At 68.9% G+C, this 16,708-nt stretch carries 20 protein-coding genes and 1 pseudogene; 7 read left to right on the forward strand and 14 right to left on the reverse strand.

Annotated features, from left to right (window positions below; genetic code table 11):
• Positions 1 to 34: 34 nt before the first annotated feature.
• Complete coding sequence (locus FGL98_RS17865) at positions 35 to 649, forward strand: ArsR/SmtB family transcription factor (RefSeq protein WP_146318977.1); 615 nt, start codon at positions 35 to 37, stop codon at positions 647 to 649.
• Complete coding sequence (locus tag FGL98_RS17870) at positions 646 to 1,935, forward strand: MFS transporter (RefSeq protein ID WP_146318979.1); 1,290 nt, start codon at positions 646 to 648, stop codon at positions 1,933 to 1,935. The genes FGL98_RS17865 and FGL98_RS17870 overlap by 4 nt, the downstream gene beginning before the upstream one ends.
• A 627-nt stretch (positions 1,936 to 2,562) precedes the next feature.
• On the opposite strand, the gene FGL98_RS17875 is transcribed toward FGL98_RS17870, so the two are convergent.
• Positions 2,563 to 3,153, reverse strand: coding sequence for a GNAT family N-acetyltransferase (locus tag FGL98_RS17875; RefSeq protein ID WP_146318981.1), 591 nt, complete (start codon positions 3,151 to 3,153; stop codon positions 2,563 to 2,565).
• Between the two features lie 145 nt (positions 3,154 to 3,298).
• Here FGL98_RS17875 and FGL98_RS17880 point away from each other — a divergent pair, with 145 nt between their 5' ends.
• Positions 3,299 to 3,964 (forward strand): class I SAM-dependent DNA methyltransferase, encoded by a 666-nt coding sequence (locus FGL98_RS17880; RefSeq protein WP_146318983.1) that lies wholly within the window; start codon positions 3,299 to 3,301, stop codon positions 3,962 to 3,964.
• A gap of 283 nt (positions 3,965 to 4,247) precedes the next feature.
• Complete coding sequence (locus tag FGL98_RS17885; protein ID WP_146318985.1) at positions 4,248 to 5,045, forward strand: class I SAM-dependent methyltransferase; 798 nt, start codon at positions 4,248 to 4,250, stop codon at positions 5,043 to 5,045.
• A gap of 118 nt (positions 5,046 to 5,163) precedes the next feature.
• Here FGL98_RS17885 and FGL98_RS17890 read toward each other — a convergent pair.
• The 11 genes and pseudogenes from FGL98_RS17890 to FGL98_RS17935 all read right to left on the reverse strand — a co-directional run bounded on the left by FGL98_RS17890 (position 5,164) and on the right by FGL98_RS17935 (position 12,390).
• A pseudogene (locus FGL98_RS17890) lies at positions 5,164 to 5,763 on the reverse strand (DinB family protein).
• Positions 5,764 to 5,772: 9 nt separating this feature from the next.
• Positions 5,773 to 6,084, reverse strand: coding sequence for a hypothetical protein (locus FGL98_RS17895; protein WP_146318987.1), 312 nt, complete (start codon positions 6,082 to 6,084; stop codon positions 5,773 to 5,775).
• Between the two features lie 24 nt (positions 6,085 to 6,108).
• Positions 6,109 to 6,384: a hypothetical protein gene (locus FGL98_RS17900; RefSeq protein WP_146318989.1), complete on the reverse strand. Its 276-nt coding sequence runs from the start codon at positions 6,382 to 6,384 to the stop codon at positions 6,109 to 6,111.
• A gap of 146 nt (positions 6,385 to 6,530) precedes the next feature.
• Positions 6,531 to 6,947 (reverse strand): Rv3654c family TadE-like protein, encoded by a 417-nt coding sequence (locus FGL98_RS25525; RefSeq protein WP_186526238.1) that lies wholly within the window; start codon positions 6,945 to 6,947, stop codon positions 6,531 to 6,533.
• Positions 6,944 to 7,270: a TadE family type IV pilus minor pilin gene (locus FGL98_RS25530; protein WP_186526239.1), complete on the reverse strand. Its 327-nt coding sequence runs from the start codon at positions 7,268 to 7,270 to the stop codon at positions 6,944 to 6,946. Before FGL98_RS25530 ends, FGL98_RS25525 begins: the two co-directional genes overlap by 4 nt.
• Positions 7,271 to 7,308: 38 nt before the next feature.
• Positions 7,309 to 7,527 (reverse strand): DUF4244 domain-containing protein, encoded by a 219-nt coding sequence (locus tag FGL98_RS17910; RefSeq protein WP_146318993.1) that lies wholly within the window; start codon positions 7,525 to 7,527, stop codon positions 7,309 to 7,311.
• Positions 7,528 to 7,617: 90 nt separating this feature from the next.
• Positions 7,618 to 8,187, reverse strand: coding sequence for a type II secretion system F family protein (locus FGL98_RS17915; protein WP_146318996.1), 570 nt, complete (start codon positions 8,185 to 8,187; stop codon positions 7,618 to 7,620).
• A 58-nt stretch (positions 8,188 to 8,245) separates the two neighbouring features.
• Positions 8,246 to 8,977, reverse strand: coding sequence for a type II secretion system F family protein (locus FGL98_RS17920; protein ID WP_146318998.1), 732 nt, complete (start codon positions 8,975 to 8,977; stop codon positions 8,246 to 8,248).
• Complete coding sequence (locus tag FGL98_RS17925; RefSeq protein WP_246136623.1) at positions 8,977 to 10,116, reverse strand: TadA family conjugal transfer-associated ATPase; 1,140 nt, start codon at positions 10,114 to 10,116, stop codon at positions 8,977 to 8,979. Before FGL98_RS17925 ends, FGL98_RS17920 begins: the two co-directional genes overlap by 1 nt.
• Positions 10,113 to 10,898, reverse strand: coding sequence for a CpaE-like family protein (locus FGL98_RS17930; protein ID WP_146319000.1), 786 nt, complete (start codon positions 10,896 to 10,898; stop codon positions 10,113 to 10,115). The genes FGL98_RS17925 and FGL98_RS17930 overlap by 4 nt, the downstream gene beginning before the upstream one ends.
• A 643-nt stretch (positions 10,899 to 11,541) precedes the next feature.
• Positions 11,542 to 12,390: a Fic family protein gene (locus tag FGL98_RS17935; protein WP_146319002.1), complete on the reverse strand. Its 849-nt coding sequence runs from the start codon at positions 12,388 to 12,390 to the stop codon at positions 11,542 to 11,544.
• Between the two features lie 137 nt (positions 12,391 to 12,527).
• Here FGL98_RS17935 and FGL98_RS17940 point away from each other — a divergent pair, with 137 nt between their 5' ends.
• Positions 12,528 to 13,136: an AMIN-like domain-containing (lipo)protein gene (locus FGL98_RS17940; RefSeq protein WP_246136624.1), complete on the forward strand. Its 609-nt coding sequence runs from the start codon at positions 12,528 to 12,530 to the stop codon at positions 13,134 to 13,136.
• A 43-nt stretch (positions 13,137 to 13,179) separates the two neighbouring features.
• On the opposite strand, the gene FGL98_RS17945 is transcribed toward FGL98_RS17940, so the two are convergent.
• Entirely contained in the window at positions 13,180 to 13,755 is a 576-nt protein-coding gene (locus FGL98_RS17945) for a hypothetical protein (protein ID WP_146319004.1), read from the reverse strand.
• A gap of 93 nt (positions 13,756 to 13,848) precedes the next feature.
• Positions 13,849 to 14,292, reverse strand: a complete 444-nt coding sequence (locus tag FGL98_RS17950) for a nitroreductase family deazaflavin-dependent oxidoreductase (RefSeq protein ID WP_146319006.1) — start codon at positions 14,290 to 14,292, stop codon at positions 13,849 to 13,851.
• Between the two features lie 125 nt (positions 14,293 to 14,417).
• Between FGL98_RS17950 and FGL98_RS17955 the strand changes: the two genes are divergently transcribed.
• On the forward strand, positions 14,418 to 15,116 hold the full coding sequence (locus FGL98_RS17955) for a TetR/AcrR family transcriptional regulator (RefSeq protein WP_146319008.1): 699 nt from the start codon (positions 14,418 to 14,420) through the stop codon (positions 15,114 to 15,116).
• Positions 15,117 to 15,379: 263 nt separating this feature from the next.
• On the forward strand, positions 15,380 to 16,684 hold the full coding sequence (nhaA, locus tag FGL98_RS17960; protein WP_146319011.1) for a Na+/H+ antiporter NhaA: 1,305 nt from the start codon (positions 15,380 to 15,382) through the stop codon (positions 16,682 to 16,684).
• Positions 16,685 to 16,708: the final 24 nt, after the last annotated feature.

The raw sequence follows: 16,708 nt of genomic DNA on the forward strand, positions 1-16,708 counted from the left end.
TTGACGCAAAATCCTGAGAGAGTACTCTCGAAACATGTCTCTCACGAATCCCCTGGGTGACTTCGAGGTCACCGACCCGCAGGCCATGCGGGCCCTGGCCCACCCCGTGCGGTTGGCGGTGCTCAGCCGGCTGCAGCGCCAGGGGCCGATGACCGCCACCGCGCTGGCCGAGCACGTGGGCGCCTCGCCTTCGGTGACCAGCTGGCACCTACGCCACCTCGCCTCCTTCGGGCTGGTCACCGACGCCACCGCCCCAACGGGCGCCGAGGACGGGCGGCGACGGTGGTGGAAGGCCGTCGCACGGGGCATTCGGTTCGACATGCCGGACAGCCCGGAGGGGCAGGATGCCGGCCGTCTGCTGCGGGCCCGGATGATCGCCCAGGCCCTTGAGCACGTTGCGCGATGGACCGCCGAGATCGAGCCGGATCTGGAGGAGCCGTGGGTGCGGGAGGCGGGCGCCGGCAACACCGGGGTGCGCCTCACCGCTGACGAAGCCCGCGATCTCCAAGCCGCCATCGAGCAGCTGCTGGCTCCCTACGTCACTCGGCAGGCCGAGGAGCCGCCTGCCGGCGCCGACGAGCGGCGACTGGTTCGGGTCATCCGGTTCTTCCTGCCCGAGCTGCCTGCCGTCAGCGATGACCCACCATGAACGTGCCGAAGATCGAGGTCGGCGCGGACTCGCTGTGGCGACACCGCAACTTTCGGCGATTCTGGTCTGCCCAAGGGGTCTCGGAGCTCGGCGACCGGGTCACCGAGCTTGCGCTGCCGTTGATCGCGGTCATCCTGCTGGATGCCTCCCCAACGCAGGTGGGTGTGCTGACTGCAGTTGTCTGGCTGCCCAACCTGGCTTCGCTGTTCATCGGCGCTTGGGTCGAGCAGCACCGGCACAAGCGTCGGCTGATGATCGCCGCCGACCTGTTCCGTGCCGCGGCGCTCCTGTCGATCCCGGTCACCTACTGGGCCGGTGCGCTGACCATGCCCCAGCTGTATGCCGTCGCCATGCTCACCGGCGTGGGCGACGTGGTCTTCTCCACCGCCTACCCGTCCTTCTTCGCGCACCTTGTCACCGAACGCCAGTATCTGCAGGCGAATAGCAAGCTGTCGACGACTCGATCCGGCTCGTTCATCGCTGGACCCGCGATCGCAGGTGTCCTCGTGCAGGTGCTGAGCGCGCCCATCACGATCTGCCTGGACGCCGCGTCATTCTGCTTCTCCGCCCTGCAGGTCAATCGGGTGACCAGCACGGACGCCGAGCCTGACGTCGGTGACACCTCACTCATTCGCCGTGCCAGGGCGGGCGTGTCCTACGTGGTGCGACACCCCTATCTGCGCGACAGCCTGGGTTGCGCCACCACGATGAACTTCTTCAACTTCATCGGTGCCACCCTGCTGGTCCTGTTCGCCAACCGAATTCTGGGCCTGTCGGCCGGCATCATCGGAGTTGCCTTCGGGATCGGCGCCTCTGGCGGTGCCGTCGGCGCAATGTGCATTGGACGGCTCACCCGACGTTTTGGCGTCGGGCGCGTCATCGCCTTCGGCGCACTGGTGTTCCCATCCGCGATCGCCATCGCCGCTGCCGCGCAGGGTCAGCTGTGGGTGCGTGCCATGGCCCTGGCCATCGCCGAGTTCGTCGGCGGATTTGCGGTCATGTGCTTCGACATACCGCACAACTCGCTTCGGACCATCGTGACACCCGACTCGATGCGCAGCCGAGTCGCCGGTGGCTACAGCACCATCAACTACGGCATCCGTCCCGTCGGCGCAGTGGTCGGCGGCCTGCTGGCGGACTGGATCGGCGTGCGCGCAACCCTCTTGGTCTCTGCCACCGGCGGCATTCTGGCGCTCCAGTGGCTGATCCGCTCACCGATCCTCCGCCTCCTGGACCTCGGCGACGTCCAGTCACCACGAGCCACCGCAGCCGCCGCCGAGCACTGATGGGTCGTGACCTCGCCCAGAAGGCTCCTCCGATCGGGGCATTTGGCCCTTCCCCTTCGGACCCCCTGCAGGCTGTGCCGGCAATGGTGGACGCACTGGTCGACGTCGCCGATCAGCTGGCCGTGGTTGGTGTTGATCAGCAGGCCGATCAGAGCCACGTACCGCCCGCCCGGTGCGCCCGACGCAGGGAGCGGATAGACCGTCAGATCCGAGGCGAGGGAGGGCGGGCCCTGGTAGATCGGATGGGTGCGGGCGAGCACCGATATCCATGCCGCGTGCGTTCCAGTGGGCGCGAACGCTGGTGCCGATGACCCTGCCTGCACCTGTAGGTGCCCGGTCTCCAGGTCATGCCCGGCCACCACGCGGACCATTTGAGAGACCAGTGCCCCTGGTGCGCGAGCACACACTTCCAGGACGACCAGTCGCTCGCCCCTGGTCGAAGAACTCGAGGTGAGTCGCGAATCGTCCGTCGCTGCCGAGCGCGGGAGCGACCTGCTGCACCAGCTCCCCCGCTCTGACCCACAATGGGTCGTCCGTCGGCACATCGGCCCGGTGGCACCGGCAACTCGCCCCAGGATTCATCCAGTGATCGTGACAGACTCAGAACACCGGCACCGACCGGCTGTTTCAGGTGTCGAGCGCTGACGTGGTCGAGCCGGCCGGATCTGACGACGATCGCCAGTCGCTGCCGATCAACCCGTAGACCCACGAGTCCGACACGTCGCCGTCCACGATGCAGTCTTGCCGCAGCGTCCCCTCACGCACAAAGCCGAGCTTCTCCAGGACCCGAGCGGAGGCGATGTTACGGGTGTCGGCCTCGGCCTGGACCCGGTTGAGGTCCAGCGTGTCGTAGGCCCACCGAAGAACGGCTCGCGCGGCCTCGGTCGCGTAGCCGCGACCCCACACCGCCTCGGTGAAGCAGTAGCCCATCGCGGCGCTGCGGTAGCCGGGATCCCATCGGGTCAGGCTGCACCATCCGACAAACACCCCATCCTCAAGACGATCGACGGCCAACCGCGCCCCGGTCCCGCCCTCGGCCAACGTGCGGCACTTCTCGATGAACGTCTGCGCACTATCGCGTTCGGTCCAAGGTGGTGCGTCCCAGTAGCGCAGCACGTGCGCGCTGCTCTGCAGGGCGTACAACGCGTCCGCGTCCGCATCATCGAACGGACGCAGCCGCAGCCGGTCCGTATGCAGCAGCGGCGTGGGCAGCACCATGCGTGCCATCGTGCCACTCAGGCCGTCGTCGTGCCGATTCGCGGCCGGCTCGATCAGAACCAGGAGTACGCGTCGAGAAGGTCGAGGTGCGAGCCGACCTCAACGATCTCAGGAGGTTGTTGGCGGATCTGGCTATCGTGGCTGCATGCCCGACTCCTGGCTGTCCGACACCCGCACCTCGTATGACACCGATGCCACCGGATACGCCGAGAAGGTAGCTGGGCTGCTCGACCAGAGCCCATACCTTCGCGCGAGCCTGGCGTTGTTCGCCGAGCTGGTCCACGGGGCCGGTGAGGGGCCGGTCGCCGATATCGGTTGTGGACCGGGGCATGTCACCAGCTACCTGCACGACGCCGGGCTGGACGCATTCGGCATCGATCTCTCGCCCGAGATGATTGCCATCGCGCGACGCGACCACCCCGACCTACGCTTCGAGGTCGGAACAATGACAGAGCTCGCCCTGGCAGACGACTCCGTCGCCGGCGTTCTCGCGTTCTGGTCCGTTATCCACGTACCGGACGACGCCATACCCGCGGTGTTCGAGCAGTTCCGCCGAGTGTTGCGCCCAGAGGGTCCGTTGCTGGTCGGCTTTCACGTGGGTGATGAGACACGACACAGGTCCGAGAGTTACACCGGGCGCCCGATCAACGTCGATAGCTACCGACGCCGGCCGAGCAAGGTCGCCGACTGGCTTCGCGATGCCGGGTTCACGATCGAGAGCGAACTCGTCATCGGACCCGACAATGACCTCCCGGGAGCCATCCTCATTGCGCGCAACTATGCCCAACCGGTGCATGCCGTGAATCAATGATCTGACTCGGCCGACCGATCCGGGCGATGGGTTGGGCCGCGTGGCAACACGCATCAGTGCCCCCCGCGCGCGTGCGCTCTGAGTGTTGGTAAGGGACCATTTGACGTCGCATCGCACCAGCGACGGCGACGCCGTTCGGACCTCGTGGGCAGTCACCTTCACCTTCGTCTCTGCACACTGGGCCTCCCCACTCCGGGCAGCTTGCGGTGTCGAAGCTCACCGATCTGCCCAGTGCCGTCATTTGTCCGACCGATCGCGCGCTTGCTCGTGTCAGAATCGCCGCGTGACTGATGATGCGATGCGCAGGCGAGCGAAGTCGTTCGAGGAGGGCGCGGTCGCCTACGAGAGGTCTCGCCCCACGTTTCCCGACGCCTTGTTCGACGACCTGGTGGCCACGGCAGGTCCTCGACTTGGCCGTGGGGTGTTGGAGGTGGGCGCCGGCACCGGACGAGCGACGCTTCCGCTGGCCCGTCGCGGCGCCCGGATCCAGGTGGTCGAACCCTCGGGCGACATGCTCCACATCCTCGCGGAGCGACTGCACGCGGAGGACCTGCAGGACGCGGTCACCGTGCGACAGGGAACGTTTGAAGACGTCGCAACCGGCGATGGTCCCTATGGGGTGGTTGTCGCGGCACAGTCGTTCCACTGGACCGACCCGAGCACCAGATGGACCAGGCTGGCCAGACTCCTTGGCAACGATGGCATCGCATTCTTGTTCTGGAACGGCTGGCAGCTCGACTCGACCCAGCACAACCTCGACGCCGTGCGACAGGTTTATCGGCGCGACGGCGGGGATCTGACCCCTGACATCGACGATCACCGTGCCGGAGCCGACTGGGCGCAGGACGAGATCGCGGCCGAACCTGCGCTGAGCACCGCGGAGTCGACCAGCTACGCCTGGGACTGGGAGCTACCCGTCGACGACTACCTGAGTCTGCTGGCGACCACCTCCCAGTACGCCGTCGCAGACCTCCACCGTCGCCGGCAGCTATTCAACGCTCTGAGAGCGGTCCTGGGCGACACGGTACGACTCGACGGACGAACGCAGTTGCTGTCCACGCGCCCGCAGACCATCGGGTAAGTGACCTCCCGACAAAATGCAGGACAGTAGTCGCCGGCGCCGTGGCAGCTCTCCTCGTTGGGTGGCCATCGACGTGCCGCGCACGATCGGTCCGGGGAAGAGGAACGAGCGCCGGTCGCTACCCCGATCGGTTGGCGAGCTCGGTCAGCCTGGCACGGTATGCGGACCAGTCATAGCCCTCGGGGATGTTGGTATCGGCCTGCTCCCAGCCGACCGCCCCGTCGAGCTGTTCGCGCATGATGTCGGCGTGACCGGCATGACGGGCAAGGTCGTAGATCACGTGGACGATGATCCGTTGCAGGGTCACGTCCTGCCGTCCCTGCTGCCACCACGTCACTCGGCCCGGCGCGTCGAGCGGTAGCTGCTCGATCGTCTGGTCCGCAAGGGATGCGACCCGACGATAGAGGTCAATCAGGCCGGCCTTCGTCTCGTCGTTTCGCGCGTACCAGTCGACCTGCGGGTCCTTCTCCTATGCCTCCAACGGAACGAGTTCGTCCGGCGTGGCAAACTCTCGCCCGAAGGTCGGACCGAAGTAGCCGGCTTCGACATTGACGCAGTGCTTGAGCACGCCCAGGAGGTTGTTGCCGGTAGGGGTGCGCGGCAACCTGGCATCCCGTTCGCTCAGCCGGTCACGCTTCCAGATCAGGCTGTCGCGGGTATTCTTGAGATAGTGGTGCAGCACGCTCTTCGGCTCGGTCAGGTCAGCCATGACCGCCATTCCTCCAGTTCAGCGCGGGTCGGCGCGCTGCAGCTCCCAGGCCGCCACAAGAGCGTCCTCAATCGCTCCAAGATCGGCGGCCTCGAGGTCGGCGACGATCATCATGTGCTTCCGGAAGCGGTTCGGCACGCTGAAGGTGGTCGGAAACTGCCGCAGCACCGCATCGCGGTAGTCGAAGTCGGCGCGAATAACGACATGGGTGCCGTCGAGCTCACGGGCAACCAGCCGACCATGGAGCCGCCACTGGGCCAGTCCGCCCGATGTTGTGCGCCGGACACCCTTCAACTCGGCGGCAAGGTCGGCCACCTCGCTCATCTGCATCGCTGCAGTCTTGCATCCGCCACGTCACGGGTTCGGGAGGCTGCCTCGCCGTTCGGGGGGCGCGGTGGATACGTCGGGGGCGGCATCGTCCGAGATTTTGTACGGCGGCACCGGGTTGTGCCCGTGCAGTCGCTTGTCCCAACGCTGCCAGCCGGCGTTGACCTGCGCGTGGTGCCGTGCGGTCCGTTCCATCCCGCGTTGCGCGGCCAGCGTCGGGTCGTATTTGGTACCGACCAGAGGATTGCCCGGCGAGTCCGACGGCCCGAACACCCGCAACAGCGCCGCGGAAACCGGGTTCATGGAGCGCAACCCCGGGTCCGGTGCGCGGGTCGGCGACGGCCCCGCTGTGCCCGCTGCCCGACTTCGACGATGAATGACGGTCATGACCGGTCACCAACTTTCATCTACCTTTGGTAGTACGCGCTCCATCGACAGGTGTCAAGGGCTCATTCGGCATCCACCTGACGGGAATCCTGCGGCGATGGACCGGCCCTGGCTCGCGCGGTCGCGTCGCCCAGCCCGGGCCAGCCCGAAGACACGGCCACCTCAACGGTGACGGTCTCACCGTCGACCGCGCAACGCAGCGTGCGGCCACCGTTGCGGGCCGCGTATGCCATGGCCACCGGGCACGGCGCTCCTGCCCCTGCCGGGTCCAGCAGCGCTCCAGCGCCGGCGAGCGCCGACATGTCGGCAGCGGCGCGCGCCCGATGGCTCGCCTGCACTGCCGAAAGAAGTGCGCACACTCCGGCCAGGCACACCACCAGCACGCCGATCAGTCCGACTACCAGCACCGTTGCGGAACCACGCTCCGCCGTCGAACCACCATCGGCCCTCACCCGGCGTCGCGCGGCGGCGACTCTCACGGCTGCTCCCGCGCCGCGGTGACATCCGCTCCCAGGTGATGACCGCCGGCCAACCAGCCGAACGGACCAGGCACGGGGCTGGACACCCGCACCGTCACAGATCCACCAGAGTCCGAAACCTCGAGCGTGGCGCCATCGGGTGCGGCCCGCGCGCCAATGACCTGCACCTGCCCGGCGCTGTCCCCGCGGGCGGCCGACCGCGCCGCCGCTCGTGCGGCGTCCACGCAGCGCACCTGATCGATGCCCAGCACCACGGCGTTGAGCAGCACCGCGAGCACGAAGACCACGGCCGGTAAGGTGGCCGCGAGTTCGGCTGTCACCATGCCAAACTCACGCCGAAAACGCGGCCACCTCCGCCTCATCAGGCCGCTACGCTCAGCGCCGCCTGGATGATGCCGGCCAGCGCGCTCTTCACCGCACCGGACTTCACCACCGCAATCAGCACCGTCGCGAACGTCACCGCGGCGATCGTGCCCACGGCATACTCCGCCGTCGACATCCCCGCCTCGGCGCCCGCCGCGCGGGCCGTTGCGATGCGCTGCCTCAGCCGCCTACCCGCGGCCACCCTCTTGGTCTTCATCGAGCTCCTCCTCTTCTCGTGCCTGGCTGACACGTCACCCACCGCGCCCGGCCCGCATTCGGCTCGGACGGCGCGGCGAACATCTACTGCTCAAACAACGCCGCCCATCAGGCTCGACGCGAGCGCCACCACGGCCGGCACAACGGTCAGCAAGGCGAACGCCGGCAGGAAGCACGCTCCGAGCGGTATGACGATCAGCACCCCGAGCCGCCCGGCTGCCTCCTCCAGCCGCGCAGCCTCTCGTCGGCGGATATCGCTGGCGGCCCGACGAATCAATGCTGCGGGTGGCACACCGGCGATCCCGGCAAGCGTCAGCGCCCGACCGGCCGGACGCCAGACCACCGGCAGTCCATCCCATGCCGCGGACTCATCGACGCCCCAGCGCAGGGCTGCCACGACCTGCCGTAGATCCCTGCGCACCACCGGCCCGCTCCGCGCCGCCACGGCATCGACGGCGTGCACGAGCGGGACACCACTGCCAAGCGCCAACGCCAGCAGATCCAGCGCCGCGGCGATGTTGGTGACATCCTCGGCGCGCACCGGGCCATCGCCGCTCGCAGCGCTCTCAACCTGCTCCGGCACCGGCATTGATCGCCGTGGCCACGTCAGCACGGCCAGCGCGGAGAGTGCCGCGACCGTCAACGGCCAGCCCGCCGACATCAACTGCAGCCCCCGCAATGCACCGAGCGACGCGGGAACGAGGCCCTTGTCGAGGTACTCATGTCAAACCCGTTGGCGAACAGGCTCGGCCGATCATCCACCGCGCCAAGGCCCGCCCCGCAAGGAGTAGAACGCATCCCGGCAGGAGGGTGAAAGTTAGCGCGCGACCGGAGTAGAGCTGGATCGGGTCGACGCCAACCATTGCGCACAGGCCGACGCCGGCGACCGGCAGCAGGGTCAACAGCTGCATCGTCGCGCGCGGCCCGGCGGTGGCAACCCGGATGCGGCGCTGCCGGTCGACCTCGTCACGCATCAGTGCCGTCGCCGTTTCGAGCGACTCCGACAGTCCGCAACCGAGCTCCTCGCACAGAGCCCATGCCTGGGCGACGACATGCAGCGCCTCGATGCGGTGCCTTCGGGCGATCGTCGCCCACACGGCGCCCAGCTCGTCGCCCCGTCGTGCGACTGCTGCCAGCTGCCCGACGTCGGCCCGCAGCGGCCCTGCCGGCAGCGACCCTCGCAACAGCTCCGCCGCGGTGGCCACGGCAACCGCCGGCACCACTCCGGCGGCCACTGCCGGTCCGACGCTCTCGAGCATCCCGAGGATGCCGTCGCGCACCTCCGACTCCGACTGGCGCCGACCTCGCAGGCGCCGTCGGCCACGACGCACCTGCGCCGTCGATCCTGGAGGGACGGTGACCGACCGGTGCACCTCGCCTACCAGTGCCATGGGGCGGCGCGGCCACAGCAGGACCGCGCTCACCAGCAGGGCCGCGACGCACCAAGCCATCACGCGGCCTCCGGCAGGCCAACCAGTTTGGACAGCCGCGCCCACCCCAGATCCGGGCGCAGGGCGCCCGCCCGCCACGTCAGCGCTGGAGACACCACCAACGCGGTGTCCACCCAGCCCAGCACTCCGATCTGCGCCACGTAGCGCCGCCCGCCCTCGCGGCGCACGTGCACCACGACCTGCAGCGCGCTGGCGAGCTGGGCGTGCACGGCCGGCTGGGGCATGCCGGCGAGCGCACCCAACGCCTCGAACCTGGCGACCACATCACCGCAGGTGTTGGCGTGCACGGTGCCGCAGCCACCCTCGTGACCAGTGTTGAGCGCGCTGAGCAGCTCGCGGACCTCGGCACCGCGCACCTCACCCACCACCAGGCGATCGGGACGCATCCGCAGCGACTGGCGCACGAGCGTGGTCAGCGAGACCGCCCCGGTGCCCTCGACATTCGGCGAACGCCCCTCGAGCCGCACCACGTGCGGGTGGTCCACGTTCAGCTCGCGCACGTCCTCGGCGATGACAATCCGCTCGGTCGGGTCGATCTCACTGAGCAGGGCAGCCAACAGCGTGGTCTTGCCGGACCCGGTCCCGCCGGTCACAACGAACGCGACCCGGGATGCGACGAGCCGCCGCAGGACCTGCCGGCCGCGCGCATCCACCGAGCCGGCCCGCACCAGATCGTCCAGCCGCAAGATGGTGGCCCGCGGGACACGCAGGCTGATGTGCGCCGCACCCTCCACCAGCGGCGGCAGCACCGCATGCAACCGGACCCCACCGGGCAGCAGACCGTCGACGTAGGGGCATGTCTCGTCGAGGCGCCGACCTGCCAGTGTCGCCAGTCGCACGGCCAACCGGCGGACGGCTGCGGAATCGCCCAGGACGGTGCCCACCGGCTCCAGGCCCTGGCCGCGGTCCACCCACACACCGGCGACTCCGTTGACGAGCACATCGGTGACCTCCGGGTCGGCGATCAGCGGCTCCAGCGGACCGGCGCCGAAGACATCCGCGCTCAGCCGCGAACGCAGTCGCTGCACACTGGTGGCGCCGAGGACCGCGGAGTCGATCTCCGCGACGTGGTCGACTCGTTCACTCGTCGGCTCGTGTCCGGCACGGATCTGCGCCCACATCGCCCCACCGACACTCATGCTGGCTCTCCCAGGGCGTACGCGGCCGGCCGGGGGTCGAGCGCGGCAGGCCGGGATTCAGCGCGCCATGGCCGGTCGGCCAGTAGGTTGGCCAGCAACCGGTCACAGACCTGCGCCAAACTCGACCGTGCGCGGCGCCCAGGGGCGAGGCCGCGATCCGTGTCGGCGTCAAGCGTCCTGTCACTGTGCAGATCTGCGGCCAGTGACACCCCGAGCGCCTCTGCGACATCCCCCGCGGTGCGTGGCGGTGCATCCCTCAGGACGAGCTGCACGGGTGCCCCCGCGCCGGCCAGACGTCGGGTGATGGCACCGGCTGCGGCCACCCCACGGACCGTCCCACGACCCACGAGCACGACCTGCGTCTGCCCTTCCGGTGGGATCGCTCCGGTGGCTACGTCGAGCAGGACCAGGTCGGCATGAGACCCCAACGCGCGCAGACAACGACGCACCAGGTCAGCCGATGGCTCCTGCGGCACTCTGCCGTGGGAAAGCACGACGAGCAGCTCGCCGCGACCCGGCAGCTCCGCCAGGAGGCGGGCACCATCCATCTCGCCGTCGGCGCCCATCAGATCCGGCCAACGCAGGCCCGGCTCTGCCTCCAGCCCCAGCGCGACGTCCAGCCCACCACCGCACGGGTCGAGGTCGACCGCGACCACCCGGCGGCCGGCAGCGGCCGCTCGCGTCCCGAGGGCGGCCAGCAGGGTCGAGGCTCCGGCACCGCCACCCGCCCCGGTGACGGCGGCCGTGACGGCTTCGGCGGATGAGCTGGTTTCGATCTGCATGACTTCAGCCAACTGGGACGGAACCGGAAGCGCGACCGTCACGTCAGTAGATGTGGAGGTCGGTCGGTGCACCACCTGGGGTGTGGATGAGGGGGCCTCGGTGCATCGGCCGGCCTTCGAGGAGATTCGGGACTCGGCGCGTGAAGAGCCCCCGCTCGGCAGAGCGGGGGCTCTTCGCTGCGTCAGCCCGTTAGGGGGAGAGGACACGACGCAGCAGCGCTACAACCTATGGGAGCGCCGACAGGGCCAATTCTGCTCGGCCACCGCCGACCGTGGCAATAGCTGCGGCCGGTTCCATAGCGAATCCATACCTAGGGCTGCCGCCCGCAAAAGGCATCGGTGCCGGTATCACCGGGCGCGTACCGCCGACACAAAGATGGCACCTCACAAGGTGAGGTGCCATCGGCCGCGACTTGCGTCAGGTGACCAAGCGTGCATTCCTTGGTTTGCCGTCCGGAACACTTGTCCGATACGTGCCGTCCATCAGTGAACTGTCTGCGCGTGGGTGCCTGATTCGGTTGCGGTGGCCGTCGGACTCCCGTCCGTCGCTTCCATAGGTCAAGGTCTACTCCTCCCGCAGCCCAGGATCAAGGCCTTGTCGTTCCTGTGGATAAGGCGGACAATGCCAACGCGGCGGGCCCGGTCAGAGATCACGGACCCGGCCCGCGAGCACGGCGTCGCAGATCCGGGCGCCCGCCCGCGCGCCGGCCTGGATCGCCTCCGCGGACTCCAGCAGCCACAGCCGCACACCGGTGGTCCCCCCGCTGGTGTATGCCGTGAGCGCACCGATGTAGTCGACTGCACTCTTGCGGGCGTGGCCGGCCTCCGCCACCACCACTCCGGTGGGGTCCAGGCCGCCCGCCTGCAACAGTGCCCGCTCGAATGCACGCGCCACCAAAGCGTTTCCACGAACGAAGGGGCGGGCGCTCGCTATCTCGGCATGCACGACAGCAGCGATCAGCAGCGCCGGTGCCTTGTCGTGCTCGACGACCAGCTCGATGACCCCTTGCAGTCGCCGGCGAGCCTCCGCGGCGTCGGGGGCCGGCCCCAGCTCGACCAGCTCGCGGCAGTCCTCGCCGTCCAGGCGCGGACGGCCCACCTGGTCATCGGGCAGGAGCGGGGCTCCGGCCGCGACGTGCAGACGAGCAAGGGCCTGCGCGGGAGCCGACAGCACGAGCGACTGCACATGCTCGGACTCGGCGGTCGCCTGCACGGCCGCCCGCAGCGTCTGCTCCACCGGCCCGGGTTCGGTGGGCCAGTCGACCGCCCCACGGAAGAGGTCACGCACGGTGTCGATACCGACCTCGGCACCCTCCAGATCGGCGCTCGCCTTGGCCCCGCGCACCCGAGACTCCGTGGCCGCCTCCGGGATCCGACGGCGCAACGCCGGGTGCCACCGCAGCTGGGTGCACGACTCGCGCACATCCTCCACGGCCTGCGCCACCCCGGGCAAGGACTGCAACGACTCGACCGCGCGCACCAGATCAGACACGCCATCACCTTAGGCAGCCATGGGTGCGCTTGCGGACTTGCCCCATCCAGCGCCCGATCGCTCGATTGCGCTCACCCGGATGACAACCGTCGACGTCCAGCGGACGTCTGTACAACATCCAGGAAGGAGGGAACGACATGTTCACCACAGACATCCCGTCAGGTCATCGTTCCCGAGCCCGCCGCCGCACCGCCCTTGCTGCCGCCGTCGCCACCACGGCAGCAGGTCTCATCGGAGTCGGGATCACCCAGGCCACCCCCAGCAGTGCCGCCACGTCGTGTGCGGCGGTTCGGTGGGGGTCGCTCACGAAGGCCACCTCGCCCATGACCGCCCATCCGCTCACCGGGGTCCGCTCCGGTCAGCATCCATGCTTCGACCGCCTGGTCCTCGACCTCGCTCCCGTCGGCTCCGGCTACGCCGGATACAACGTGAGTTATGTGTCGTCCGTGCGCACCCCGGGCTCTGGCAGGTCCGTGTCGGTCCGTGGTGGCGCAGTGCTGAAGGTCACCGCCAACGCGCCGATGTATGACGCCGCGGGCCGTGCGACCTACCGGCCGACGAACTCACGCGCTCTGACGAACGTCGCCGGTTACCGGACCTTCCGGCAGGTCGCCCTTGCCGGCTCCTACGAGGGTCGGACCACCATCGCCCTCGGAGTGCGGGCGAGGCTCCCCATGCGTGCGTTCGTCCTGACGAGCGGCGACGGAGGGCAGCGCCTGGTCATCGATGTCCAGCACCGTTGGTGACCCACGGGGCGGTGCCGCGCGCTGCGCACCGCCCCTCCATCGGTCAGTGATCATCGAGCACGTCGGACTGGATCCTCGCGCGCCAGTGCGCGCTCGCCCCTGGCCGAACCGTCGAAGCCAGAAGGCTGGACACCCGCCACAGCAGGTGCAGCGACATGGAGATGAGGAAGATCGCGAGGGGGATCTCGATGAGCACCGCGCTCAGGATCGCCTCGAGCCGGCCGTCGGAGCCAGCGGTCGTTGTGTCGAACCACGCATCGGCCAACAGCATGAACCCGGCGGCAAAAGCCGTGAGCACCACGAGAATTCGGCGCTTCCAGGCCAAGAAGGCAGTTAACGCAAAGAGCAGAATCAGACCGATGTCGAACCCGACCCAGGTCAGGGTCCAGTTCGGCGCCAGGTGCCGCTCTGGCAGGTGGAAGGCCAGATAGACGACCCAGGGCACCAGCAGGACCGACGACACCGCAGCCACTCCCAGGGCGATCCGGCGACGCCGATTTCCGCGGCGGCCCGGTCCCGGGACGCGGGGCTGGTCCGGCACGCTCCCGCGCAGGCGCTCGATCAGCTCGACGCGCTCACGGGCGCTCATCGCGGCGATGTCGCGGTCGGTGATGGCCATGACCCCATCCTCCCCCGGATGACTGGTGGTCGGGACGGCAGATCCCCTGACGCCGACTGCTGGTCCCAGATCCGGCCCGCCGGTCCGGCCGAGTCAGCCGACGAGTTCGAGTCGGAAGACGGGGTGCTCGCCGGCGACCGTTGCAACCTGGTCATCCGTCGATGATGCGGTGATGCCGGCGAACATCGGCTTCACCTGCCACCCCCATCGCTTCAGATAGGCGCGCAGCAGCGGCACCTTGACGTCGTTCGGCAGCTCGACCGCGGTGTATGCCGTGCTCCGCCGCCCCACCCGCAGGTGCACCTCCGGCGTGGTCCGCACGTTGCGAACCCATTGCGTGTTCCCTCGCGCAGACACGAGGTAGAGCTCTCCGTCTCGGAGCAACGGGTTGACGGGCGTCGATCGGATCTCACCGGACCGCCGCCCCGTCACCGACAGCTCCTGTGCGCCGAGCAGGCTCACACCTCGACGCGCCAGCCCCGCGACGACGTTGTTCATGATCTCGGGGGCGCCGTTCCTGTCCTTCGTCGCGCTCATGACCCTGCTCCTCATCCGAGAGCGCTGCTCTCTGTTGTGTGGTCTCAGCAAAGCACGCACCTTGAAGAAATGCAAGAGCAGTGCTCTCTTTTGTGAGCACTGCTCTGATCAGGCAGAATGCCGTCATGCCCGCATCCAAGCCGACCCCGAGGCAGCGCGCCCACGCGCGGACCCGCGACGAGATCCTTGCCGCCGCCCACAAAGAGCTCGCGGCACGAGGTGCGGACGGGCTGTCTCTGCGCGCAGTGGCCCGCGAGGTCGAGATGGTGTCCTCGGCGATCTACCGCTACTTCCCGAGCAAGGACGACCTGCTGACAGCGCTGATCATCGAGTCCTACGACGCGGTCGGAGAGGCGACCGAACAGGCCACCGGCGGGCGCGCGGCATACGGCCGCAGGTTCGTGCGTGGATGCGACGCCTTTCGCGACTGGGGCCACGCGCACCCGCACGAATACGCGCTGCTCTATGGCTCGCCCGTGCCCGGCTATCGCGCGCCACAGGAGACGATCGTGCCGGCCGCTCGCACCACGGTTGCGCTGCTGCGGGTGGTGGAGCAGGCGCACCTCGAGGGCGCGCTCGGGCCACGCGCACCGTTGCCCCCCGCCAGTGGACCGCTCCGCCGGCAGTGCCACGCGCTCAGTGAGGCGCTCGCCACCGACCTGCCCGAAGACGTGCTGCTGCGATTCGCGCATGCCTGGTCGCAGATCTTCGGTCTGGTCAGCCTCGATCTCTTCGGGCAGACCGTGGGCACCTTCGACCCGGCCGATGCCCTGGCCGCGCACAGCTTTCGCACCGCGGCCACCCAGCTCGGCCTGCGCCCGTAGGCACCAGGGTTGTCGCGGGGAAGCGCACCGTTTGCGCGCGGGCCTGATCCGAGCGGACCTGACAGGATCCAGAACAGCGCCGCATATCGGCATCGCCGGCGGCGATATGCGCCGGGCGCCCCTCCCCCATACACTGGATCCGCGCGCTGCGGCGTGCGTGGTGTGCCGGGAAGTCTGGTCGGCAGTTGTCCGACCGACCCCAACGGAGGGAACCTCCAGATGATTGCCGCGCAAACTCGCTCACTACGTCGTGAGGGCCGCAGATGAGCAAGCGGGCGGGGCCGCTCCCTCGGATCTTCAGTCGATCCGACTGGCCCGAGACCTCCCGCGCCGCGGAGCTGCTGCGGCGGGAGACCGTCGGCGGCATGCTGCTGCTGGCGGCCGCGATCCTCGCAATGCTCTGGGCGAACTCCCCATGGCGCGATGCCTACGCCGCGCTGCACGACGTGCACTTCGGGCCTTCGGCGCTCGGACTGCACCTCAGCACGGCACACTGGGCATCCGACGGGCTGCTGGCGGTGTTCTTCTTCGTCGTCGGCCTGGAGCTGGCGCACGAGTTCCGCCACGGCGATCTGCGCGACCCGGCCAAGGCCGCCGTGCCCGTCGTGGCCGCCATCAGCGGCGTGGTCGTGCCGGCCGCCCTGTATGCCGTGACGCAGCTGCTCGACGGTGGGCACCTACGCGGGTGGGCCATCCCCACGGCCACCGACATCGCCTTCGCCCTGGCCGTGCTCGCCGTGATCGGCACTCACCTGCCGTCCGCCATGCGATCGTTCCTGCTGACCCTGGCGGTGGTCGACGACCTGATCGCCATCGCGATCATCGCGGTGTTCTACAGTCACGGCCTGCATCTCGGCCTGCTCGCGCTGGCCATCGTGCCGATCGCAGGCTTCGCCGTGATCGCGCGCTCGCGGTGGCATCCATGGTGGATCCTGCTGCCGCTGGCGCTCGTCGGCTGGGCTCTGGTCCTCAACTCGGGCATCCATGCCACGATCGCCGGCGTCGTCCTCGGCCTGGTGGTCCCGGGCACGGCCGACGATACGCTCGAGGGGTCCGGCTCGATGTCCGAACGCATCGATCACCGGCTGCGGCCCCTGTCGGCGGGGGTCTGCGTGCCGATCTTCGCCTTCCTGTCCGCCGGTGTCACCGTCGTAGGCGGTGGGCTGGGCGCTGCCTTGTCCGACCCCGTGACCGTCGGCGTCGTCGTCGGGCTCGTCCTGGGCAAGGCCATCGGTGTCTTCGGCGGCACCTTCGCGACCGCGCGCCTCACCCGCGCCCAGCTGGACGACGACCTCTCCTGGGCCGACGTCTTCGGCCTGAGTCTGCTGGCCGGGGTCGGGTTCACCGTCTCGCTGCTGATCGGGGAGCTGGCGTTCGGCTCGGGGTCCGCGATCGACGACCACGTTCGCCTCGGCATACTGCTGGGGTCGGTCATCGCCGCCGTTCTGGCGGGAATCGTGCTGCGTCGACGCAACCGCGTCTACCGCAGGATCGCGGTGCTGGAGAGCGCCGACGAGGACGGTGACGGCGTCCCAGACTGCTATCAACCGGCCCGCAAGGCGACCTGAGGCCGACTTATCGGTAATGTCTGG

Source organism: Leekyejoonella antrihumi, assembly GCF_007845645.1.
Classification (GTDB): Bacteria; Actinomycetota; Actinomycetes; order Actinomycetales; family Dermatophilaceae; genus Leekyejoonella; species Leekyejoonella antrihumi.

What these genes read in the sequence shown, in the direction of transcription:
- FGL98_RS17865 (WP_146318977.1), top strand. Translation starts at nt 35, where the DNA reads ATGTCTCTCACGAATCCCCTGGGTGACTTCGAGGTCACCGACCCGCAG.
- FGL98_RS17870 (WP_146318979.1), top strand. Translation starts at nt 646, where the DNA reads ATGAACGTGCCGAAGATCGAGGTCGGCGCGGACTCGCTGTGGCGACAC.
- FGL98_RS17875 (WP_146318981.1), bottom strand. Translation starts at nt 3,153, where the DNA reads ATGGTGCTGCCCACGCCGCTGCTGCATACGGACCGGCTGCGGCTGCGT.
- FGL98_RS17880 (WP_146318983.1), top strand. Translation starts at nt 3,299, where the DNA reads ATGCCCGACTCCTGGCTGTCCGACACCCGCACCTCGTATGACACCGAT.
- FGL98_RS17895 (WP_146318987.1), bottom strand. Translation starts at nt 6,084, where the DNA reads ATGCAGATGAGCGAGGTGGCCGACCTTGCCGCCGAGTTGAAGGGTGTC.
- FGL98_RS17900 (WP_146318989.1), bottom strand. Translation starts at nt 6,384, where the DNA reads ATGAACCCGGTTTCCGCGGCGCTGTTGCGGGTGTTCGGGCCGTCGGAC.
- FGL98_RS25530 (WP_186526239.1), bottom strand. Translation starts at nt 7,270, where the DNA reads ATGGTGACAGCCGAACTCGCGGCCACCTTACCGGCCGTGGTCTTCGTG.
- FGL98_RS17910 (WP_146318993.1), bottom strand. Translation starts at nt 7,527, where the DNA reads ATGAAGACCAAGAGGGTGGCCGCGGGTAGGCGGCTGAGGCAGCGCATC.
- FGL98_RS17915 (WP_146318996.1), bottom strand. Translation starts at nt 8,187, where the DNA reads ATGTCGGCGGGCTGGCCGTTGACGGTCGCGGCACTCTCCGCGCTGGCC.
- FGL98_RS17920 (WP_146318998.1), bottom strand. Translation starts at nt 8,977, where the DNA reads ATGGCTTGGTGCGTCGCGGCCCTGCTGGTGAGCGCGGTCCTGCTGTGG.
- FGL98_RS17925 (WP_246136623.1), bottom strand. Translation starts at nt 10,116, where the DNA reads ATGAGTGTCGGTGGGGCGATGTGGGCGCAGATCCGTGCCGGACACGAG.
- FGL98_RS17930 (WP_146319000.1), bottom strand. Translation starts at nt 10,898, where the DNA reads ATGCAGATCGAAACCAGCTCATCCGCCGAAGCCGTCACGGCCGCCGTC.
- FGL98_RS17940 (WP_246136624.1), top strand. Translation starts at nt 12,528, where the DNA reads ATGTTCACCACAGACATCCCGTCAGGTCATCGTTCCCGAGCCCGCCGC.
- FGL98_RS17945 (WP_146319004.1), bottom strand. Translation starts at nt 13,755, where the DNA reads ATGGCCATCACCGACCGCGACATCGCCGCGATGAGCGCCCGTGAGCGC.
- FGL98_RS17950 (WP_146319006.1), bottom strand. Translation starts at nt 14,292, where the DNA reads ATGAGCGCGACGAAGGACAGGAACGGCGCCCCCGAGATCATGAACAAC.
- FGL98_RS17955 (WP_146319008.1), top strand. Translation starts at nt 14,418, where the DNA reads ATGCCCGCATCCAAGCCGACCCCGAGGCAGCGCGCCCACGCGCGGACC.
- nhaA (WP_146319011.1), top strand. Translation starts at nt 15,380, where the DNA reads ATGAGCAAGCGGGCGGGGCCGCTCCCTCGGATCTTCAGTCGATCCGAC.